Below are 21153 nucleotides of genomic sequence, written 5' to 3' on the forward strand. Positions count from 1 at the left end.
CCCACCCGACATAATGATCTGCTGTGAGGACAAGTCGGCTCGAGGCGTTCAGCGACGGCGTGCTGGCCATCATCATCACGATCATGGTGCTGGAGCTCCGGGTGCCCGAGGGTCCGACCCTGCACGACCTCGGGGCATCGGCGACGGGGCTGCTGACGTACCTGCTCTCGTTCGTCTACGTGGGGATCTACTGGAACAACCACCATCACATGTTCCAGCTCGTCGAGCGGGTGACCGGCGGGATCCTGTGGAGCAACCTCGGGCTGCTCTTCTGCCTTTCGCTGCTGCCCTTCACCACGGCCTGGATGGACGAGCAGCACTTCGCGGCCACTCCGGTCATCACGTACGGCGTCAACCTGCTGGTCTGCGCGCTCGCCTACTGGGTCCTGCAGTCGGCCATCGAGCGGGACCAGGGTCGCGGCGGCGCGCTCGCCACCGCGCTCGGGCGCGACCTCAAGGCCCGGTCGAGCCCGCCCCTCTACCTGGCCGGGGTACTGGGCACGCTGCTCGCCCCCTGGCTCGGCGTCGCGCTCTACACCGTGGTCGCGCTGATGTGGCTCGTGCCGGACCGGCGGGTGGAGCGCTACCTGGCGGCCCACCCGGCCCCCGGACAGTGAGCCCGCCTGCTCGGCGGCGTCGGGCGCCACGAAAACCCACCACGAACACAGTTCTCGTGGCCCACACCCGTCAGACGGTATGCCGCCCACCGCAGTTGCGCCCACCGCGCCGGCGTGCGCATCCTCCCGTGGCCAGCAGAGGCGGCCTCGGTCGAGCAGAGTCCGAACAGTGTCCGAACAGTGACGCAAACGGCCCGGCCGGCGTTTCCGCCGGCTGGGCAGCTTGGCTGCTTCTTGTTCCGTTGCGCACCCGAAGGGATTCGAACCCCTAACCTTCTGATCCGTAGTCAGATGCTCTATCCGTTGAGCTACGGGTGCGGGCCCGACGCGCGTACCGCCACGTCGGGACGATCAGTCACCTTAGCGCGTCCGTGCCGCCCGCACGAAATCAGGGTATGCCGTCGGGCCGGCCCGCCGCCCCACCCGCACCTTCCGGGGGCCGCCCCACCGCACCTTCTGGGGCCGGTCCCGCCAAGGGCTCGCAACCTCGGCGAGGCAAGGCCACGCCCGGTGGAGAAGCCGGCCCGGCGGCATACAGCGTTGAAAATCCTGCAAGAAGACGACACGTCGACGTCGGATTCCTTGCGGCGCCGTGGGCTTGTGATCGGACTCACCAGCAGGCCAGTACGTGAGCGCCGAACGGTAAGAACTCGTGGCGTACCGTGAACCCATCACGTCACGTGTTCACCATGTGGACACCCATCGGCCGTTCGCAGGTGAACAGTACCGGCACGAGGTGGTGCGGCGGGCACCACCAGCAAGGGATGAGGTTCATAAGTTGACTACGACGACCAGCGAGACGACGCACGCCCGGCTGTCCAGCTGGGTGGGCGAGGTTGCCGCGCTGACCCAGCCGAGCGACATCCGGTGGGTCACCGGCACCGACGAGGAGTGGACCGAGCTGACCGACGAGCTCGTCGCGGCCGGCACCTTCGTGCGCCTGGACGACAGCAAGAAGCCCAACTCCTTCTGGTGCGCCTCCGACCCGAGCGACGTGGCACGTGTCGAGGGACGGACCTTCATCTGCTCGCAGGACGAGAAGGATGCCGGCCCGACCAACAACTGGATGGCGCCCGACGAGATGAAGGCGATCCTCACCGACCTGTACCGCGGGGCGATGAAGGGCCGGACCATGTACGTCATCCCGTTCGTGATGGGCCACCTCGACGCCACCGTGCCGATGTTCGGGGTCGAGATCACCGACTCGCCCTACGTCGTGGTGTCCATGCGGATCATGGCCCGGATCGGCACCGGCGTGCTGCGCCGGATGGAGGAGACCGATGCCGACTTCGTCCCCGCGCTGCACTCCGTCGGCGCCCCGCTCGAGGAGGGCGCGCAGGACGTGGCGTGGCCGTGCAGCGAGACGAAGTACATCGTCCACTTCCCCGAGGAGCGCACGATCTGGAGCTACGGCTCCGGATACGGCGGCAACGCCCTGCTGGGCAAGAAGTGCTACGCGCTGCGCATCGCCTCGGCGATCGCCCGGGACGAGGGCTGGATGGCCGAGCACATGCTCATCCTCAAGCTGACCTCCCCGGCGGGGAAGGTCCACTACATCGCCGCCGCGTTCCCGTCGGCCTGTGGCAAGACCAACCTGGCCATGATCACCCCCACCGTCGCGGGCTGGACCGCCGAGATGGTCGGCGACGACATCGCCTGGATGCGCTTCGGCCCGGACGGCCGGCTGTATGCCGTCAACCCGGAGTTCGGGCTGTTCGGGGTCGCCCCCGGCACCGGCGAATCGACGAACCCGAACGCGATGACCACGGTCAACCGGGGCAACTCCATCTTCACCAACGTCGCCCTCACCGACGACGGCGACGTCTGGTGGGAGGGTATGACCGACGAGCCGCCGGCCCACCTGACCGACTGGCACGGCAACGACTGGACCCCGGCCGACGGCAAGGCGGGCACCAAGGCGGCCCACCCGAACAGCCGTTTCTGCACCCCGGCCAAGCAGTGCCCGATGATCGCCCCCGAGTACGACAACCCGGACGGCGTGCCGATCTCGGCGATCCTGTTCGGCGGGCGCCGCAAGACGACGGTCCCGCTGGTGTACGAGTCGCGGGACTGGACGCACGGCACCTTCGTCGGCGCCACCCTGTCCTCGGAGACGACCGCGGCGGCCACCGGGGCGGTCGGCGTGGTGCGCCGCGACCCCATGGCGATGCTGCCCTTCATCGGGTACCACGCCGGCGACTACATGAACCACTGGCTCGAGATCGGCAAGGAGGCCGACGCCGCGAAGCTGCCGCGGATCTTCGGGGTCAACTGGTTCCGCCGCGACGAGCAGGACGGCTCCTTCCTCTGGCCGGGTTTCGGCGACAACAGCCGGGTGCTCAAGTGGGTCATCGAGCGGATCGAGGGCACGGCCGACGCGATAGAGACCCCGATCGGCCTGGTGCCCGCCCCCGGCTCGATCGACCTCGCCGGTCTGGAGGTCGCCGACGGGTCGGTCGAGAAGGCCACGCGGGTCGACGCCGACGACTGGCGCGCAGAGCTGCCCCTGATCAAGGAGTGGTTCGACAAGTTCGGCGCGCAGCTGCCGGGAGAGCTGTGGGCCGAGTACGACGGCCTCAAGGCCCGTCTCGACGCGGCTCCCTGAGCTTGGCCCTGCCCAGCCGGTACGCCTGCGAAGGCAGCGCATCCAGACACGCGAAGGGCCACCCCCGTTCGACCGGGGGTGGCCCTTCGTCCGTCAGCGGAGGCGGCGGGATTTGAACCCGCGAGGGGTAATCAACCCCAACCCGCTTAGCAGGCGGGCGCACTAGGCCACTATGCGACGCCTCCACGCCCGCAAGCCAAAGACGCACGGGCCTGCACAGGCTATCGGGCCCGGAGCCCAGCGGCCAAAACGGACCGCTCCGCGCCCGCCCCGAACCGCGCCGCACCTGCCCCGCGCCTGTCCAGATGACAGCACCAGCACCGCGTCCACACGGCGTTTAGGCGTACCACCGCAGTTCAGGGCACAATACATAGGTTGCACGTCTGGTCAACGAGAGGATGACATGACCGCCGCGCCACGGCCACCCGCCGCGGCACCCGACAACCGCGAGTCCCTTCGCCGGGACCTTGCGCACCGTTTCCACCGCGCCCTCGGCCTGACCGCCCTCGGCACGGTCATCCCGGGTGCCGGCCTGACGCGCACCCGGAACTGGCTGCTCGGCTGGGTCCTGGTCGCCGTCACGGTCGTCACGGCCGCCACCGTGACCTGGTTCGTGCTGACCCACGGTGTGATGAGGTCGGGGTTGGCGCTGATCGGGCGTCCCGACCTGCTCCGGGGCCTCGCCCTGGCCTTCGTCGCCGGTGGCCTCGTGTGGTGTCTGTCGATCATCCTGACCGCCATCCGGACCCGACCGGCCTGGCTCGACCGCGCCCGCACCCGGCTTCTCGCCGCGTTCACCACGGTCATGGTGCTGCTGGTCGCCGGGACGTCGTACAAGGCGGCCGAGTACACGACGATCACCAGGGACACGATCCAGTCCGTCTTCCAGCCGGCCAACCGGCACGGCGCGCTGGACGGTGAGGGCGGCCCGGAGCTGGTCGCGGGTGCCGACCCGTGGGCCAAGACGCCTCGCGTCAACATCCTGCTGCTGGGGTCGGACGCCGGGGTCGGCCGCACCGGCACCCGGACCGACTCGATGATCGTCGCGAGCATCAACACCCACACCGGCAACACGGTGCTGATCTCACTGCCACGCAACCTCCAGTACGTGCCGATCCCGAAGAAGAGCCCGCTGCGCCGGCTCTACCCGTCCGGCATCTACGGCAAGCCCTACTGCATCCGCCAGCAGGCCGACCCGTCCGACGGGTGCCTCCTCAACGCGATCTGGACCGAGGCGGACCAGTTCGCGGCCGACCACCCGGGCAGCTTCCCCGGCGTGCAGAGCCCCGGCCGGGACACCATCCGCGACGTCATCTCCGAGGTGGTCGGCATGCCGATCGACCACACCGTCGTGATCGACCTGAAGGGTTTCGTCCAGCTGGTCGATGCCATGGGCGGGGTCGAGATCAACGTGCGGGAGGGCGCGTACGGCGGCAAGCTGCCGATCGGCGGGCACGTGACGGCCGGCGGCCAGATCGTCGGCGTGAAGGGCTACTTCCAGCCGGGCCGGCAGCACCTCGACGGATGGCACACCCTGTGGTATGCGCGCACCCGTGCCGCCGACGACGACTACAGCCGGATGGGCCGGCAACGGTGCGTGATCAAGGCCGTCGTGGGCCAGGTCAACCCGGCCGCCATGTTGGCCAAGTACGCCGAGATCGCCCGGATCGCCAAGGACAACATCTACACGGACATCCCCGGCGAGAACCTCAGCGCCTACGTCGAGCTGATCGAGCGCGTCCAGCAGGCCCGGATCACCAGCGTGGCCCTCGACCCGAAGCACGGGGTCAACACGGCCGACCCCGACTTCGACGTCATCCATCGGGTGATCCAGAAGGCGATCAACCCGCCGAAGCCCAAGCCGACCACCAACGCGACGCACGAGACGGTCGCCCCGAAGACGCCCACGCCTGCGCCGTCGACGACCGCCCCGACCGACGACGACGAGTGCTGACAGCGCGCTGACACGACCACAGCCCCCCGGTCGAGACCGGGGGGCTGTGGTCAGAGAACGCGGTGTCGCGCCTTCTGGGTCAGAGCGGGCGAACCTGGTCGGCCTGCGGACCCTTGGGGCCCTGCGTGACCTCGAACTCGACGCGCTGTGCCTCGTCCAGCGAACGGTAGCCGTTCGTCTGGATGGCCGAGTAGTGGACGAAGACGTCGGGGCCGCCGCCGTCCTGGGCGATGAAACCAAAGCCCTTCTCGGCGTTGAACCACTTGACGGTGCCCTGTGCCATACGGGTAACTCTTCCTTCTGTTTGAGCCGTGGGACCACGCACCTCGCGAGGCCCCGTGGCTGCCGCTTGACTCCACTCGTCGGGCGGACCCGTCGACGCCGAAATGAAAACCCGTCACCATCTGGATGACGGGCACCTACTCGACTGCGAGGAACTGCAACTGCAACCGGCTCGACCGTAGCACGCTACCGACCGGTTCGCGCGTCGGGGACCCCCCGTATTCGACCATTCATCCCGGCTTCTCGGCGGGCGGACGACGGACCCCGCGCAGGGCCAGCCGCGGGGCCCGGTCGCCGCGGATGGTCGCCACCATGTCGAGCACCCGGCGGGTCGCCCGGACATCGTGCGCCCGGAAGGCGATCGCGCCGAGCCAGGCCGCCACTGCGGTCGCCGCGAGCGACCCCTCGAGCCGTTCCTCGGCCGGCAGGTCGAGCGCCTCGCCGACGAAGTCCTTGCGCGAGACCGCCTGCAGGACGGGGTAGCCCAGCGCGACGACCTCGGCCGTGTGGCGCAGCACCTCGAGGGAGTTCGCGGTCGTCTTGCCGAAGTCGAGGGTCGGGTCCACGAGGATCCGTTCCCTCGGTATGCCGCTCAGCTCGGCCACGCCCGCGCCGGTCCCGAGCGTCGTGATGACGTCACGCACGACGTCCAGCGGGTCGTCGCCGTAGCTGACGTCGACCGGGTCGGTGCGCGGCGGCAGCCCCCCCGTGTGCGAGACGACGTACCCGGCACCGAGAGCCGCCGCGACGTGGACGAGGTCGGGGTCGGCCGCGGCCCAGGTGTCGTTGACCAGGTCGAGACCGACGGCACCGGCCTCCCGGGCCACCTCCGAGCGCCACGTGTCCAGGCTGAGGATGACCTCGGGGTGGGCCGCCCGTGCCCACTCGAGGAAAGGGACGACACGCTTGATCTCCTCGGCCGGGCCGACCGGTTCGCCCTGCTGGCCCGCGCGGACCCCGCCGACGTCGATGATGTCGGCGCCCGCTTCGAGATCCGTCTCCACCGCGCGCTTGGCCGCGTCGAGGTCGGCCAGACGGTTGCCGCTGAAGAAGGAGTCAGGGGTGCGGTTGACGATGGCCATGACGGCCGGCCGGCCGGCGTCGAAGCGCTGTCCGCGCAGGACGAGCGGGGCCGACGACGGCAGCGCCAGCGGGGCGAGGCGCCCGAGCAGGGCGGCCGCGAGGTGGTCGGTCGGCTCGTCGTCGGGTCGGCTGGTCACACCCTCGTATCTCACGGACTCCCGGCGAGGTCAACCGTGTCCGGAGCAGGGTCTCCGAACTGTTACCATGGATGGCGCAGCCGATCTTCGTCGCGGTGGCCGTATCGCAGGCCGGTGATGCTTGGGGCTGCAGTTCAGAAGTCGGGCAGCGCCGCTCGGCCACGTGGCCGATGAGGCCGTTGCTACCTAAGGAATCTGAAACCAGAATGTCGTTCATCGTCTCGTTCTTCGCGGTGCTCAACCGTCCGTCCGTCGACGGGCCGGCCACGCAGACCAAGGCTCACACCACGGCCGAGGAGATGATGGGCCTGCTCTGAGGCCGCTCCTGCAGATGGCAAAGGGTTCCGGCACGGGCCGGGGCCCTTTCGTCTTGCCTCTCGCGGTCTGACCGAGCGTGCCGCAGTCCTGATCGAGTGTGCACTTGTCGGCATCGAGCGTGCAGACCTGCTGAACCGGCCCGGCGGAGGGCGTGGGATTCGAACCCACGATGGGTGTGAACCCATAGCGGTTTTCAAGACCGCCGCACTAGGCCACTATGCGAGCCCTCCAGGTGACAGTCATTGTGCCCGATCCCCGTCGCAGCTCCCACTGCCGGTGCCCTCCAGGCTGAACACCTCGAGCATCCCGCGCCTGAGGATGGCTGCGTCGCTGTCGACAGCGAGCAGGTCGACGTCGTGGAACCGACCAGCAAGTTCAGCCGATCCAGCGAATAGCCCAGTCAGGCAACCCTTCTCACGGGCGGCCGACAGCGCGATCGAGACCGCCTCGACGGTCTCGGTGGCAGTCACCGAGACCGCTCCGATCGACAGGGACAGGTCGTAGGGGCCGACAAGGATCCCGTCGATGCCCGGGGTCGCCGCGATCTCGGCTACGCGGTCCAGCCCTGCCGCGGTCTCGACCATCGCCACCACGAGGGGATCCGCCTCCCGACCCAGCAGCGCCGCTCGTGACGTCCCGCTGCTGCGCCTCCCCCGCGGAGGTGGGTATGCCGCCGACACGACCTCCGCCGCCTGCGAGGCGGACTCGACGCCCGGCACGATGATGCCGAGCACCCCCGTGTCGAGGACCCGACCCACGTGCGCCGCATCGTGGGACGCCACCCGAGCCAGGACAGGCCGGACGCTGGCGCGAAGCAGGTCGGGTAAGTCGCGTTCATCGAGGACACCGTGCTGCAGGTCGACCGCAATCCAGTCGAGTGCTGCACCGGCGGAGGTGATGGCGACCTCGAGGCCGTGCGGGGTCAGGAAGGTGACCCAGAGCCCGCGCAACGGGCGGCTGGGGAGCTCGCCCATCGACGAGCTCCCGGTTGCCCCGCCGGGCTGCGCCGACAGCCGACCCAAGCGGGCAGCACGGTCAGTCACGCCGGCCACTCCCTCGCGGCTGGCCCTGTGCAGACCGACCGGCACGGCACGGCGTCACGCCGAACGCTCCTTGGCAGGTGGTCTCATGTAGGTCGTCCGACTCGGGGTCACGCCGAGCCGCACCGAGGACTCGAGCCAGGTGATGGCTGCACCCGTGGGGTCGACGACCGGAACCGCCATCCCCTTGTCGGTCAGGCGGCGTTGCAGCTCTGCCGCCACCCCGAGCATCCCGGTACAACCCAACACGATGACGTCCGCCTCTCCGGTGGCCACCGCATCGGAGGCCTGTCCGACCAGCCGCTCGACCAGCAGGTCGTGGTCGTCCAGGGCCAGGACCGGCAGGTCGATGACCCGGATGGTGCCGAGCCGGTCCTCCAGGGCATAGCGCCGGGTGAGCGAGCGGAGCATCGGCAGGACGTTGGGCAGGACCGTGACGATGCCGACCTTCTCGCCGAGGCTGAGCGCCATGAGCATGGCCGGTTCGAAGCCCCCGACGACCGGGGCGTCGATGATCTCGCGGGCCGCGTGCACCCCCGGGTCGCCGAAGCAGGTGACGAACACGCCGTCGACACCGTCGGCGGCAGCCTGCTCCACCCGCTCGAGGATGCCGGGCCCGGCCAGTGCCTCGTCGTACTCCGACTCGATGCTGGCCGTGCCGCGCTCGAGGCTGACCGTGTCGATCGTGGTTCCGGGTGACGCCCACGACTGCGCCTCGGCACGGACGTGGTCGACCAGTGCATCGCCGATGACCGGCAGGATGACTCGGATGTGCATGTGCAGCTCCTCGTTCGATGGTGCTCTCGACGTTAGACAAGGCCGCGCCCCACAGGTACGTGCAGGACGCTGCTCCTGAGGTCACCGCATGTGCACTGTGCCCAGGAACCGGATCACGGCGTGAGTGCGCGACACGCCACCTGGAAGGCGAGCCGCTGGCTCGGGTCGGTGAGGTCGGCCCCGATCCGCTCCTTGATCACGCTCAGGCGTGAGGCGATCGTGTTGCGGTGCACGCCGAGCGCGGCCGCAGCCTCGGTGACCGACCCGCCCGACTCGAGGTATGCGCGCAAGGTCGTCAGCAGCACCGGAGCCTCTCGCAGGGGCGCCAGCGCGGTCTCGGCAAAGGCCCTGGTCACCTCGGACCGTTGCCACGTCCCGAGCAGGCGCGCCACCCCGAGCTCGTCGGCGTGCTCCACCGCAGGACGGAAGTCGTGGCTGCGCGCCAGGTCGGCGGCATCCCGAGCCTCGATCAGGGTCGCCGCCAGTCCTGCCGGCCCACGATGGGGGCGGCCGATGCCGAGGACCAGGGCCCACTCGCGGGGGAGACCGGCCGCCACGACCCGGAAGGTGCGCAGCGCCTGGCGTCCCCAGTCCGGTGCCGGCTCCCGGTCGGCGCTGGTCCACATCGCCCACCCAACCCCGGTGTACACGGCGGTGACGACCTCGAAGCCGTGCTCGGTCAGCGCCGCCCCGACCGCCGTCACGAGCGGCTCACGACCGCCCGGAGCCGGTGCCGACGGACTGTACAGGTGGATTCCGATGTGCCAGTCCGACAGCCGCCACCCGAGGGACACCGCCCCTTCGACCACATCCCGCCCGACCGAGTCGCCGGCAGCCATGACCTCCGCGAGGAGTCTGGCCTGGAAGGCATCGTCCCGATCGGACTGCGCTCGCTGCCCGGCGAGCCAGGACCGCAGGAACGGCTCGGTGACCGCCAACCCGGTTGCGAGCACGTCGAGGCGGGCGGGGGCGGCACGCTCAACCGCGCAGGCGACCCAGGCGGCGACCCGGTTCACCGTCGGGTCGAGCACGGGATGGACCAGGACCCGGGCGCCCCGTTGTGGCACGGCCTGATCGAGCCGTACGTCGTCGAGCGCTGCCGGAGCGCCGAGCAGGACCGTGCCGTCATCAGCCACCAGCGACAGCGGCGCCTCCAGGACGGTCGAGGCCGCACCGAGGATCTCCGGACCGGACCGCTTGGCCGACAGCCGGCGCAGCAGTCGCTCGACCGCTTGGGTGCGAAGCTGGGCCGGAGCGCGCACGAGTGCGGTCAGGTCCTGCACGAGCCGCACCGGTGACCTGTGGTCGACCCACAACACGGGGAGAGCGAGGCGATCGGCCAGCCGCAGGGTCGAGAGCAGCGAGCGGGTCCGTGGCCCGACCACAAGGACACCGGCGGCACCGTGCTCCTTGGCGCGGCGGACGAGGGCGTCGAGCCGGTACGGCGGGGTGACCTCGTTGTCCGGACAGACCAGGAGGCACCGGTCGAGATCGGTGAGATCTCCGTCGTACCAACGCACGTCGCGAACCACCCCTTCGAGCCCGGAAGTGCCGGCCACGATGCCCGCCTCGGCCAGGAGCGGGTCGGCCAGCAGGTCGGCAACGCGGGCCGGGCCGACCGGTGCCCGCCTCGCGGCCCCCGTCACATGCCCTCCTGGAGGTCGAGTCCGTAGCCCGCCGGCCCGACGAGGCGGCGCGCCTCGTCCGGCCACCGATGCAGCGGCGGCAAGGCGATGACGGACACCGACTGGCCGAGGCGAACCTGGTCGGTGTTGAGGATGGCGAAGTCATGGGTGTTGACGATGACGACGACCTCAGGCGTCAGCGCGACCGGCTCGGCATCAACCGTCACCGCGAGGAACTCGGTGAGGAAGTCGACCCGCACGGTGGTCGCGGTGGCGTCATGGGTGAGCGTGAGACTTCCCGGCGCGCCGTCCTCGCGAGGCGCCACGTCATCGACGCGGCCCTCGAAGAGCAGTATGCCGCCCAGCTGGGCCGCGAGCCGGGCGCTGTCCCCGGGTGGTGCGGTGAGATAGGCCTCCCCCGCCCGGATGCACGCAGTGAGGCTCCCAGGAACACCAAGCTCAGCAAGGGTTGCCGCGGACGCCGGGTGCAGCGCGACCGTGGCCGCCCCACCCATGGCACCGGCGCAGGCGGCCACCAGCGACTCGACCCGGGCTGCGGTGCCAGTCGTGAAAACGGCCGTGGAGCCGGAGGGGTCGACGAGCGCAACGGGAGTGGGCGGCATACCCGCGGTTGCCAGGGTGGTCTGGCGGATGTGCGGGAACGCGCGCCCCATCAGGTCACCGTCGACGACCGGCAGGCCCAGCTCCACCGCCGCCACCGGGGGCAGCAGGGCGTTGAGCCCGCCGATCTCGATGATGCCGAGAGCGTCGACGGAAGCGCCCACCTGTGAGGCGACAGCCTCCACGGCCCGGGCCAGGTCGGCGCCGCTCAGCAACCGTTCGGCGACGACGTCAGGGCTGCCGACGACCCCGACGTGCACGACGAGCGCATCAGGCGCCAGCTCCGCTGCCTGACGCACCTCGACCGAGCGACTCGCAAGGGCTGTGCGCAGGAGCGCGGCTCCGGTTGCGACGGCACCACCGCCACCGGAGCCGAGCAGTGTCGCCCCCGCCGCGAGGGCCTCGACATCGCGTGTCGTCAGCCGACGCAACGTGGGTCGCGAGCGAGCACTCACGGTCCGATGATGACATCAGACGGGGACGTACTCGTGCTCGTAGCCGAAGTAGCCCGGACCCGCCAGCTCGAGGCCCTGCGGCGAACGCCACCTGGGGTCGCACGGCACGGCCACCACGCTGACACGCAGCCCGTAGCGGAGCGACTCCGTCGTGACCGGCTCACCGGTGTCCGTGTCGAGCATGCAGATCAGGTCGGGCACGCTGGCCACGACCTCATCGCCGCGGCGGGCGACGAGGTTCTCGTTCTGGAACGAGACCGTCATCTGTTCGCCGGTGTCCGGGCCGAGACCCTCGAGGCTGGCCTCACCTCGGTTGAAGCCACCTTGGGTGCGACGTTCGACATCGGTGAGCTTGCCGTCGAACACTCGTGTGCCGCCCAGCGCCACCGTGGCGGCCTCGACGGGGTCGGCGTGCGCGCCGGAGGCCTCCCGGATGGCGGCACCCACCTGCTGGCACAGCGTCATCGTGCCGTGCACGGTGTAGTCGTGCACTTGACGTCCGGTGAGGGCATAGAGGCTGACCGCGGCGCTGCACCCCATCTCGACGGTGGCGGTCCGGGCGAACCGTTCGGCCCACACGTTGTCGAGAGTGCGCATCGTGACGCTGTTGCCACGCTCGTCGGCGAGCGCCATGGGCGAGGCTGCGATGCCACCCAGGGTGGGCAGCAACATCTGCAGCTCCGGGAAGGCCCGTCCCATCCCGTCTGCGTCGACCAGCGGGATGCCCAGCTCGGCGGCCGCCACGATCGGGATCATCGAGTTGAGCCCGCCTGCCTCGATCGAGACGGTGTGGGTGGCCTTGCGCCCGAGCAGCTCCTCGAGAGCCCGCAGGGCCGCGGTGATCTCGGCGCCGGACGGGATCTTCTCCAGCATCACCGTCGGTGCGCCCATGAAGGCGGCGGGGATCACGAGGGCGTCGTCCGGCACCTCGTCGACCCCGACCAGGGTGACCGGCCCGTGCTTGCGGATCGCCTGCTGGGCGAGCAGCCGCCCGACGTAGGGGTCGCCACCACCGCCGGTCCCGAGGACCGCGGCGCCGCGGGCCATGTCCATCAGGTCGTCCACTGTGATCTCACGCATTGCTGCCTCCCAACGAGAGCTCGCCAACTGCCTTGACTCTGATCCGCGTCGCGTTGCCCGGCAGATAGGCAAGCGGCACCTCCTCGATGTCCACGACGCGCACCGACTCAGGTCGGGCACCCGCTGCGACCGCACGGTCGACCGCCTCCTGACGGGCCTCGTCACGGACGGTGTCCCGGCGACCGGGATCGATGGAGAAGACCCGGTCGACCTCGCCACCGACCTCGGCGATGGCCGCACCGATGGCGTTTGCCGCGGGGAAATGCTCGGGGCGCAACACCTCGGAAGCCGAGGCCAGCACGTCCGGCACGAGAATGCTGCCGCCTCCGACGGCGACGACCGGGATCGGGTCTGCCGAGATGCGCATCCGGTCGACCAGCTCGGCCATCCGCTCGGCCACGTGGTCCAACACCGCCCGAGCAGCACCTTGGTCCAGTTGAGCGACCCTACCGCGGTCGCCGATGTCGGCGACGCCTGCGGCGACTGCCACGTCGGTCGCGGTCAGGACGTCGCCGCCGAAGACGAGGGCCTGCTCGGTCAGCCGGTAGCCGACGCTCTGCGGTCCGACCTGGGGCTCCGAGCCAAGGCCCGTCACCCGACTGCCACCGCCGATCCCGATCGAGAGCACGTCGGGCATCCGGAAGTTGGTCTGGATGCCGGCGACGGCCACGTCGACCGAGGCCTCGCGGGGGAATCCGTTCTGCAGGATGCCGACATCGGTCGTCGTGCCGCCGACATCGACGACAGCGCAGTCGCGCAGCCCGGACAGGAACGCCGCGCCGCGCATGGAGTTGGTCGGGCCGGAGGCGAACGTGGCAACCGGGTAGCGCCTCGCGTAGTCGACGTCCATCAGGGTGCCGTCGTTCTGGCTCAGGAAGACAGGTGCGGTGAAGCCCAGGCCTCGCACCGCGCCGGTCAGGCCGTGCGTGACGGTCTCCGCGAGCTCGCGCAGGGCCGCGTTGATGACCGTCGCGTTCTCACGACCGAGCAGGCCCATCCGACCGATCTCGTGGGACAGGCTGACCGGCGCGTTCGGCAGCTGCTCGGCGATGATCTCGGCCGCCCGTAGCTCGAACTCGGCGTTGACCGGTGAGAACACCGAGGAGATCGCGAACGACCTGGCACCGGCCGAGACCGCCTTGTCCAGGACCGCGCGGAACTCGACCTCGTCGAGGTCGGCGATCCGGCTGCCGTCGTACTCGTGGCCGCCGTGGCACAGGAAGCTCAGCCCCCCGATCGCGCTGCTGAGCCGGTCCGGCCAGTCGACGAGCGGCGGCAGCGCGCTGGTCGCGGGTAGCCCGAAACGGATGGCGGCGGTGGGCGTGAGCCGGGTGCCCTCCACGAGGGCGTTGATGAAGTGGGTCGTGCCGATCATGACCGCAGCGACATCCCGCGGGTCGAGCCCCGTCGCGGTGGTCAGGTTGGTGATTGCGGCGGTGATGCCGCTCGTCACGTCCGGTGTGGTGGGCGCCTTGGTCGCCGCGACGACCTTCGAGCCCTCGAGCAGGACCGCGTCGGTGTTGGTGCCGCCGACGTCGATGCCGAGTCGATGCATGATGTTCTCCTGTCAGTTTCCGGCGCCGGCCGTGAGGCCTGCTGCGGTCGAGGCCGGTGCGTGCTGGGCGGGATGCGTCGGCGAGGCGCCGATCCCCCTCACCAGGCCGGCATACCCGGCCGCGATGTAGAGGACCATGGCCACGACGACCGAGTTGATCGAGGGCAGACCCCAGTCGACGAAGTGCCCGACGAGTGCGGCGACGGCCCAGACGGCCAGGCTGGTCGGCACCCACGTCGGGGCGGCAGCGGGCAGCCGGCCCACCGCCCGGCTACGGTCCAGATCGTCGCGGAACACCTTGACGATGAAGTACTCGGCGACCATGATCCCGGCGATCGGCGGGAAGACCACGCCGAGCAGGATGAGGAAGTCGGTGAAGCGCCCGAGGATGCCGACTGCGCCGAGCACCGAGCCGAGGACACCGACGACCGCGGTCACGACGGCCCGGTTGACCCGCCGACCGAAGACCTGGTCGACGAAGTTGACGACGCCGAGCGAAGCCGCGTAGAGGTTCCAGTCGTTGATCTTCAGGGTCGCCGCGATGATGACGAGGGTGCCGACGAAGCCGGACGTCGAGGTCACGATGGCCACCACGTCGTTGGTCTTGAGGGCGAGCGCCAACAGGACCCCGATCAGGCCGATGACGTACTCGCCGAGGCTGATCCCGACGATGGTCTGCTTGACGACGTCGCCGGCGCTCCGGTTGAAGCGGCTCATGTCCGGGGTGATGACCGCGCCGACGATGAACCCGCCCGCGACGATGCTGGTGCCCTGCAGCAGGGAGAGCTGCGGGCCTGCCGGCTGGGCCTGCAACAGCGCCCCGAAGTCGTGCCGGGACAGCTCGACGACGATGGACCAGCCGGCCAGCAGCAGGAACGCCGGGACGGTGATATAGGCCGTCCAGTTCATCGAGCCGATGCCGAAGGACACGATCGCCGTGACGATGAGCCCGAAGACCAGCGCCCAGGCCCAGAGCGGCAGCCAGCCGATCAGACTGACGAGCCCCTGGGCCGAGACGGCGTTCTGGATGCCGAACCAGCCGAGCGCCGAGAGGCTGATGGCCAGGCCGATGAGCGACGAGCCGGACCGGCCGAAGCCGGTCCACCTGGCCAGCACCGAGGTCGACAGACCCTCACGTTGTCCCGCTATGCCGGTGAAGATGGTCAGCACCTCGAGGACGACGGCACCGAGGGTGATGGCCAGCACGGCGTTCCAGAAGGTCATCCCGAATCCGAGAGTGGCGCCGATCAGGAAGCTGGCGAGCGAGCTCAGCATGCCGAACCGCTGGATCGCCATGGTGAACCAGGAGTAGCGCTTGTCGTGGGGCACGCGGCTGAGCGCGTAGTCGTCGTGCTCTGAGGTGGCGTCCATGTGGGCCTCCGGGAGGTGAGCGGGAGCTTTGGGTCACCACGACGGTAGGTCGGGCCTCATCGCCGCGCACGATGCGCCTTGCACAGACACAGAACCCCTTCAGTGCAGTGCGCACTGAAGGGCCCATCACCTCGGAGCCGACTGCTGACTGCGTGCCTCAGATGTAGATCGCCGGGTCGACCCAGCGGTTGACCGTTCCCTTCTTCGGGAAGCGCAGCTGCGCCGGGACGCCGGTCGCCACCGCCCCGGCCGGAATGTCCTTGACGACAACCGAGTTCGCACCGATCTGGGCGTCGTCGCCGACCACCACCGGCCCGAGCACGCGAGCGCCGGTCCCGATCGTCACGCGGTTGCCGATCGTCGGGTGGCGCTTGACCCGGGCCAGCGAGCGCCCGCCGAGGGTCACGCCGTGGTAGAGCATGACGTCGTCGCCGACCTCGGCGGTCTCGCCGATGACCACACCCATCCCGTGGTCGATGAAGAAGCGCCGCCCGATCCGGGCGCCGGGATGGATCTCGACGCCGGTGACCGAGCGGGTCAGGGTCGCCAGGACCCGCGCCGGCAGCCGGCCGCCCGGCAGCTGCCAGAGCCGGTGCAGCCCCCGGTGTGCCCAGATCGCGTGCAGGCCCGGAGAGGTCAGGACCACCTCGAGCCGCGACGTCGCGGCAGGGTCGCGCTCGATCGCGCCGTCGACGTCCTCGACCAGGCGCTCGGCGAGCTCGCGCACGAAGGTCAGCCCAGCGGCATACGAGAAGGTATGCCTCCCACCCGGCTTGCCGTCGGAAGTGGACACGAGCGTCAGCGGACCCCGCGACGGCACGTCCGGGTCTCGGCGAAGTGCAGTCGACATGGTCAGTCGGCCAGCCCCTCGAACAGGACCGTCGAGACGTACCGTTCCCCGAACGAGGGGACGATGACCACGATCGTCCGGCCGGCGTTCTCGGGCCGCCGCGCGACCTGGGCCGCCGCAGCGATCGCGGCGCCGGAGGAGATGCCGACGAGCAGGCCCTCCTCCGTGGCCGCGCGGCGCGCGTACCTCACGGCGGTGTCGCTGTCGACGTCGATCACCTCGTCGTAGACCGAGGTGTCGAGCACGTCCGGCACGAAGTTGGCCCCGAGCCCCTGGATCTTGTGCGGGCCGGGTTGTCCCCCGTTGAGGATCGCCGACTCGGCGGGCTCGACGGCGATGATCTGCACCGCGGGATTGCGCGCCTTGAGCACCTGGCCGACCCCGGTGATGGTGCCTCCGGTGCCGACGCCGGCCACCACGATGTCGACCGCCCCGTCGGTGTCCTTCCAGATCTCCTCGGCGGTCGTGCGTCGGTGGATCTCCGGGTTGGCCTCGTTGGAGAACTGCCGGGCCAGGACCCCGCCACGCTCGGCCGCGAGCTGCTCGGCCCGCTCGACGGCGGCCTTCATCCCGCCGGCCGGGTCGGTCAGGACCAGCTCGGCACCGAAGGCGCGCAGCAGGGCCTTGCGCTCGTTCGACATCGAGGAGGGCATAGTCAGCACGACCCGGTAGCCGCGGGCGGCGCCGACCATGGCGAGCGCGATGCCGGTGTTGCCGGACGTCGCCTCGATGATCGTCCCGCCGGGCTGCAGCTCTCCGCTGCGCTCGGCCGCGTCGACGATGGCCACGCCGATGCGGTCCTTGACCGAGCTGGCGGGGTTGTAGAACTCCAGCTTGGCGGCCACCGTGGCGCCGGCACCGTCGGTGACCTTGTTGAGTCGGACGAGCGGGGTGTTGCCGACGAGCTGCGTGACGTCGTCGTGGATCGGCATGGGCGGGGCCTCCGGTGTGGGCTGGATAGGTTGCCAGAGGGGCAACCGACGAAACATTATGGCTATTCCAACACATCGTTATCCGGCCTGCATCGGCCGTCCCACACCTCGAACGCACCCGTTGCGGCACTTCCGGCCGTCTGCACCGTCCGACAGGTGACCCGCCGGCGCCACGGACGGCGAGCGTGGTCACAGTTGCCGGGCCCCGGGCAGGCCGCTCAGTAGACTGCCGCCCATGTCTGCCGTTCAGGTCGTCGCCATCGTTGTCAGCCTGGCCGTGACGGTCGTCGCGATTGCCCTGTTCGTCAAGACGGTCAACCACTTCCTGTCGACGTTCCGGCTCGGCCAGCCCGAGGTGCGCACCGACCAGCCGGGGCTGCGCACCCGCACCCTGGTCCGGGAGTTCCTGGGGCACACGCGGATGTCGCGGCTGCCCCTCGTCGCGGTGGCCCACTGGTTCACGATGATCAGCTTCGGGGTCCTGTTCCTGCAGCTGGTCAACGCCTTCGGGCAGGTCTTCACGGCCGACTTCGCGCTGCCGCTGATCGGGCACTGGCTGCCGTACGAGTGGGTCACCGAGTTCTTCGCGTGGGCCGGCTTCGTCGGGATCCTCGTGCTGATCGTGATCCGCCAGGTCAAGCACCCGCGGTCGGCGCCCGGTGACCGGGGCCGCCGCAGCCGCTTCTTCGGGTCGGTCTGGTGGCAGGCCTACTACGTGGAGTACACGATCCTCGGGGTCGTCATCTGCATCCTGCTGCTGCGCGGTCTCGAGTACGCCCTGATCTGGAACGGCGGGACGACCGGGTTCAGCGGGACCGGCCCGGCGACCCTGCTGCACTTCCCGATGACCGCCTGGATGGGCGAGATCTTCAAGAGCGCCACGGTCGACGCCCTGGCCACCGCGATCATCGTCATCGCCGCGATCAAGATCCTGATCAGCTTCGCCTGGATGATCACCATCGCGCTGACCCCGACGATGGGCGTGGCCTGGCACCGCTTCCTCGCCTTCTTCAACATCTTCCTCAAGCGGTACGCCGACGGCGGCACCTCGTTGGGCCCGCTACAGCCGATCCGGGTCAAGGGCGAGGTGCTCGACTTCGAGAACGTCGACGAGCTCGACGAGGACGCCGCGCTGGGCGTCGGCAAGGTCGAGGACTTCACCTGGAAGGGCCTGCTCGACTTCACCACCTGCACCGAGTGCGGCCGCTGCCAGAGCCAGTGCCCGGCCTGGAACACCGACAAGCCGCTCTCCCCCAAGCTGATGGTCATGGCGCTGCGCGACAACGCCCACGCCAAGGCCCCGTGGCTGCGGGCCGCCGAGGAGGTCCGCGCCGCCGGGATCGAGCAGGCCGAGGGCCTGTCCGAGCACACCAAGGGCGCCGCCGCCCTCGAGCAGCTGGTCGGCCCGACCGGCTACGACCCGACCGGCGACCCCCGGGGCGCGTACACCCCGTACGGACCCGACGCGGTCATCGACGACGACGTGCTGTGGTCGTGCGTCGCGTGCGGCGCGTGCGTCGAGCAGTGCCCGGTCGACATCGAGCACGTCGACGCGATCGTCGACATGCGCCGCTACAAGGTGCTCATCGAGTCGGCCTTCCCGGCCGAGCTGGGCGGGCTGTTCAAGAACCTCGAGAAGAACCAGAACCCGTGGGGACTGGCTCCGCGGCTGCGGATGGACTGGGCCAAGGACCTGCCGTTCGACGTGCCGCAGGTCGGCGTCGACGTCGAGTCGCTCGAGGAGGTCGACTACCTCTTCTGGGTCGGCTGCGCCGGCGCCTACGAGGACCGGGCCAAGAAGACGACCCGCGCGGTCGCCGAGCTGCTCCACACGGCCGGCGTCAGGTACGCCTGCCTCGGCGACGGCGAGGCCTGCACCGGCGATGCGGCCCGGCGCGCCGGCAACGAGTTCCTCTTCCAGATGCTCGCCCAGCAGAACGTCGAGACGTTCAAGGAGGTCGGGGCGACGAAGATCATCGTGCAGTGCGCGCACTGCTTCAACACCATCCGCAACGAGTACGCCCAGCTCGGCGGACACTACGAGGTGCTGCACCACACGCAGCTGCTCAACCGGCTCGTCCGCGAGAAGCGGCTCACCCCCGTCACCCGGCCCGACCAGGCGTCCGGCGAGGGCGCGGCCTCGACCGGGCACAAGGTCACCTACCACGACCCGTGCTACCTCGGCCGGCACAACCACGTCTACGCGCCCCCGCGCGAGCTGCTGGGCGCACTGCCGGGGGTCGAGTACGCCGAGATGGAGCGCAGCCGCGAGAAGTCCTTCTGCTGCGGCGCCGGCGGTGCCCGGATGTGGATGGAGGAGCAGCTCGGCACCCGGATCAACAACAGCCGCACCGAGGAGGCCCTCGCGACGGGGGCCGACCGGATCGCGATCGGCTGCCCGTTCTGCAAGGTGATGCTCAGCGACGGCCTCAACGCCGCCATCCAGGACGGCAAGGCGACCGACGAGGTCGAGGTCGTCGACGTGGCGCAGATGCTGCTCGCGGCGGTGCGCCGCGGGGGCGACGGTGGTGGTGACCAGGCGGCCGCGCCGGAGCCCGCCTCGGCCGGCTGAACCGACCGCACCTGCGGCGCGGGACCGCCGTGCTGGTGCCCCTTGAGGGTTGGGCGACCGTACCCCGCTCTTGATGCGTGGTGATCGTGGCCGCGTGACGTGAGGGCTTCGCCCCCGAAACACCACGACACCTGCAACCGGTCCCACTTCTCGAGGGCGGCGCCCCCGAAACACCACGACACCTGCAACCGGTCCCACTTCTCGAGGGCGGCGCCCCCGAAACACCACGACACCTGCAACCGGTCCCACTTCTCGAGGGCGGCGCCCCCGAGAAGGCACCAACACTGTCGGTCCGCTCAACGAAGCTGAGACACCGCCACCCCCGCGCTCAAGCTGTCTGAGGCACGCCGCCCTCCGAGGTGCCTCATAGAGGAGTTTGAGCGCGAGGGTGCTCTCTGGCCAAGTGGGGTGAGCGTGGCGCATGCTGGGAGTGGGTCCCCAAGGTTCCCGTACCACCGCAGGAGGCGTCATGTCACGACGAGCCGTGCCCATCCCTGACGGAGTCCCGGTCCTGTCCCAGGGTCGGCACTGGAACCCGAGATCGGGCGCCTGCTTCATGGAGATGGCCTCATTCCTCGCCGGGGAACGCTGGAGCGACCACCCCAGGTGCACCCACCCGGTGCTGGCCGCGGCGGCCCGATGCGTCAACGACGCCGTGGAGGACGCCACCCGACAGCGGCTGGTGATCATGATCCCGGAGGTCGTGGGTCTCAACCCGGAGGACCCGAGGGTCGACGCCGTGCTGGCGGCGCGAGGTGCCACCGAGGCGCTGCCCGTCTCGTCGGAGCGGGCGCAGCACGCCCTGGCGGTCGGCCTGCTCGCGGCCGAGCGCACCCTGACCCAGCTCGGGGACGCGCCGGACGAGCCGGGCGTGCAGATGTGCCGCGACGCCCTGGCCGCCGCGCCGGAGGCGGAGAAGTGGGCCCGTGACTTCATCGCCCGGGCCGGCGCACTGCGTCGTCCGCTGCGTTCGCACGCGGCCCGCCGCCTGGTCGCCCTGTCGATCGACGCGATCGCCGAGGCCTGCGTCCCGGACGCCCAGGACCGCCTGGTCCGGCTGCTGCGCGCCTGCATCGACGACACGAAGCGGTTCGTGCCACCCGCCCCGAAGCCGGCCCCCTCGCTGCAGGTCCCGTGGGAGTCGCAGCTGGGCAGGCGCCGCCCGGAGCTGTCCGGCAGCTGAACCCGCCCGCGCAGCCGGCTCAGTCGTCCTTCGGCTCCGGGGGCGCGAGCCGGTTGATCAGCGGGCCGATGACGTCCATCGGCAGCGGGAAGACGA

At 70.2% G+C, this 21153-nt stretch carries 17 protein-coding genes and 3 tRNA genes; 6 read left to right on the plus strand and 14 right to left on the minus strand.

Annotated elements, in window-relative coordinates:
- Window positions 1-23 precede the first annotated feature (23 nt).
- Window positions 24-617 (plus strand): TMEM175 family protein, encoded by a 594-nt coding sequence (locus WMI84_RS05135; RefSeq protein WP_347351009.1) that lies wholly within the window; start codon window positions 24-26, stop codon window positions 615-617.
- A 245-nt stretch (window positions 618-862) separates the two neighbouring features.
- Here WMI84_RS05135 and WMI84_RS05140 read toward each other — a convergent pair.
- Window positions 863-935 (minus strand) — tRNA-Arg (locus WMI84_RS05140).
- 460 nt (window positions 936-1395) lie between these two features.
- Here WMI84_RS05140 and WMI84_RS05145 point away from each other — a divergent pair.
- Entirely contained in the window at window positions 1396-3222 is a 1827-nt protein-coding gene (locus tag WMI84_RS05145; protein ID WP_347351011.1) for a phosphoenolpyruvate carboxykinase (GTP), read from the plus strand.
- Between the two features lie 97 nt (window positions 3223-3319).
- On the opposite strand, the gene WMI84_RS05150 is transcribed toward WMI84_RS05145, so the two are convergent.
- Window positions 3320-3407, minus strand: a tRNA-Ser gene (locus WMI84_RS05150).
- A 218-nt stretch (window positions 3408-3625) separates the two neighbouring features.
- Between WMI84_RS05150 and WMI84_RS05155 the strand changes: the two genes are divergently transcribed.
- Window positions 3626-5176, plus strand: a complete 1551-nt coding sequence (locus WMI84_RS05155) for an LCP family protein (protein ID WP_347351013.1) — start codon at window positions 3626-3628, stop codon at window positions 5174-5176.
- A 79-nt stretch (window positions 5177-5255) separates the two neighbouring features.
- Here WMI84_RS05155 and WMI84_RS05160 read toward each other — a convergent pair whose 3' ends face one another.
- Together WMI84_RS05160 and folP are read right to left on the minus strand one after the other, a co-directional pair.
- On the minus strand, window positions 5256-5459 hold the full coding sequence (locus WMI84_RS05160) for a cold-shock protein (protein ID WP_347351015.1): 204 nt from the start codon (window positions 5457-5459) through the stop codon (window positions 5256-5258).
- 229 nt (window positions 5460-5688) lie between these two features.
- Complete coding sequence (gene folP, locus WMI84_RS05165; RefSeq protein ID WP_347351039.1) at window positions 5689-6603, minus strand: dihydropteroate synthase; 915 nt, start codon at window positions 6601-6603, stop codon at window positions 5689-5691.
- 146 nt (window positions 6604-6749) lie between these two features.
- On the opposite strand from folP, the gene WMI84_RS05170 reads away from it, so the two are divergent.
- Window positions 6750-6995 carry a hypothetical protein gene (locus tag WMI84_RS05170; protein WP_347351017.1) on the plus strand — a complete coding sequence of 82 codons (246 nt, stop codon included), beginning with the start codon at window positions 6750-6752 and terminating at the stop codon, window positions 6993-6995.
- Between the two features lie 144 nt (window positions 6996-7139).
- On the opposite strand, the gene WMI84_RS05175 is transcribed toward WMI84_RS05170, so the two are convergent.
- From WMI84_RS05175 to cysK, 10 genes are all read right to left on the minus strand, one after another.
- Window positions 7140-7226 (minus strand) — tRNA-Ser (locus WMI84_RS05175).
- Between the two features lie 9 nt (window positions 7227-7235).
- Complete coding sequence (locus WMI84_RS05180; protein ID WP_347351019.1) at window positions 7236-7970, minus strand: aldolase/citrate lyase family protein; 735 nt, start codon at window positions 7968-7970, stop codon at window positions 7236-7238.
- Window positions 7971-8093: 123 nt separating this feature from the next.
- The gene (locus WMI84_RS05185) at window positions 8094-8813 is read right to left on the minus strand and encodes an aspartate/glutamate racemase family protein (protein WP_347351021.1); all 720 of its coding nucleotides are present in this window, start codon (window positions 8811-8813) and stop codon (window positions 8094-8096) included.
- Window positions 8814-8926: 113 nt separating this feature from the next.
- On the minus strand, window positions 8927-10459 hold the full coding sequence (locus WMI84_RS05190) for a helix-turn-helix domain-containing protein (RefSeq protein WP_347351023.1): 1533 nt from the start codon (window positions 10457-10459) through the stop codon (window positions 8927-8929).
- Window positions 10456-11514 carry a DUF917 domain-containing protein gene (locus WMI84_RS05195; RefSeq protein ID WP_347351025.1) on the minus strand — a complete coding sequence of 353 codons (1059 nt, stop codon included), beginning with the start codon at window positions 11512-11514 and terminating at the stop codon, window positions 10456-10458. Before WMI84_RS05195 ends, WMI84_RS05190 begins: the two co-directional genes overlap by 4 nt.
- Window positions 11515-11529: 15 nt before the next feature.
- Window positions 11530-12594 (minus strand): DUF917 domain-containing protein, encoded by a 1065-nt coding sequence (locus tag WMI84_RS05200; protein WP_347351027.1) that lies wholly within the window; start codon window positions 12592-12594, stop codon window positions 11530-11532.
- A complete protein-coding gene (locus WMI84_RS05205) occupies window positions 12587-14149 on the minus strand; it encodes a hydantoinase/oxoprolinase family protein (protein ID WP_347351029.1) in 1563 nt (520 codons plus the stop codon). The genes WMI84_RS05200 and WMI84_RS05205 overlap by 8 nt, the downstream gene beginning before the upstream one ends.
- 12 nt (window positions 14150-14161) lie before the next feature.
- Window positions 14162-15520 (minus strand): cytosine permease, encoded by a 1359-nt coding sequence (locus WMI84_RS05210; protein ID WP_347351030.1) that lies wholly within the window; start codon window positions 15518-15520, stop codon window positions 14162-14164.
- A 157-nt stretch (window positions 15521-15677) separates the two neighbouring features.
- Window positions 15678-16370 (minus strand): serine O-acetyltransferase, encoded by a 693-nt coding sequence (cysE, locus tag WMI84_RS05215; protein WP_347351032.1) that lies wholly within the window; start codon window positions 16368-16370, stop codon window positions 15678-15680.
- Between the two features lie 2 nt (window positions 16371-16372).
- Entirely contained in the window at window positions 16373-17302 is a 930-nt protein-coding gene (gene cysK / locus WMI84_RS05220) for a cysteine synthase A (protein ID WP_347351034.1), read from the minus strand.
- 235 nt (window positions 17303-17537) lie between these two features.
- Here cysK and WMI84_RS05225 point away from each other — a divergent pair, with 235 nt between their 5' ends.
- Both WMI84_RS05225 and WMI84_RS05230 read left to right on the plus strand, forming a co-directional pair.
- The gene (locus WMI84_RS05225) at window positions 17538-19874 is read left to right on the plus strand and encodes a (Fe-S)-binding protein (RefSeq protein WP_347351035.1); all 2337 of its coding nucleotides are present in this window, start codon (window positions 17538-17540) and stop codon (window positions 19872-19874) included.
- Window positions 19875-20343: 469 nt separating this feature from the next.
- The gene (locus WMI84_RS05230; RefSeq protein WP_347351037.1) at window positions 20344-21057 is read left to right on the plus strand and encodes a hypothetical protein; all 714 of its coding nucleotides are present in this window, start codon (window positions 20344-20346) and stop codon (window positions 21055-21057) included.
- Window positions 21058-21153: the final 96 nt, after the last annotated feature.

Source organism: Intrasporangium sp. (genome assembly GCF_039812505.1).
Taxonomy (GTDB): Bacteria; Actinomycetota; Actinomycetes; order Actinomycetales; family Dermatophilaceae; genus Intrasporangium_A.

Bases quoted from the DNA above. Each gene is read 5' to 3' on its own strand.
- WMI84_RS05230 (WP_347351037.1), top strand. From the start codon at position 20,344: ATGTCACGACGAGCCGTGCCCATCCCTGACGGAGTCCCGGTCCTGTCC.
- WMI84_RS05155 (WP_347351013.1), top strand. From the start codon at position 3,626: ATGACCGCCGCGCCACGGCCACCCGCCGCGGCACCCGACAACCGCGAG.
- cysK (WP_347351034.1), bottom strand. From the start codon at position 17,302: ATGCCGATCCACGACGACGTCACGCAGCTCGTCGGCAACACCCCGCTC.
- WMI84_RS05205 (WP_347351029.1), bottom strand. From the start codon at position 14,149: ATGCATCGACTCGGCATCGACGTCGGCGGCACCAACACCGACGCGGTC.
- WMI84_RS05200 (WP_347351027.1), bottom strand. From the start codon at position 12,594: ATGCGTGAGATCACAGTGGACGACCTGATGGACATGGCCCGCGGCGCC.
- WMI84_RS05225 (WP_347351035.1), top strand. From the start codon at position 17,538: ATGTCTGCCGTTCAGGTCGTCGCCATCGTTGTCAGCCTGGCCGTGACG.
- WMI84_RS05170 (WP_347351017.1), top strand. From the start codon at position 6,750: ATGGCGCAGCCGATCTTCGTCGCGGTGGCCGTATCGCAGGCCGGTGAT.
- WMI84_RS05180 (WP_347351019.1), bottom strand. From the start codon at position 7,970: ATGGGCGAGCTCCCCAGCCGCCCGTTGCGCGGGCTCTGGGTCACCTTC.
- WMI84_RS05160 (WP_347351015.1), bottom strand. From the start codon at position 5,459: ATGGCACAGGGCACCGTCAAGTGGTTCAACGCCGAGAAGGGCTTTGGT.
- WMI84_RS05210 (WP_347351030.1), bottom strand. From the start codon at position 15,520: ATGGACGCCACCTCAGAGCACGACGACTACGCGCTCAGCCGCGTGCCC.
- WMI84_RS05185 (WP_347351021.1), bottom strand. From the start codon at position 8,813: ATGCACATCCGAGTCATCCTGCCGGTCATCGGCGATGCACTGGTCGAC.
- cysE (WP_347351032.1), bottom strand. From the start codon at position 16,370: ATGTCGACTGCACTTCGCCGAGACCCGGACGTGCCGTCGCGGGGTCCG.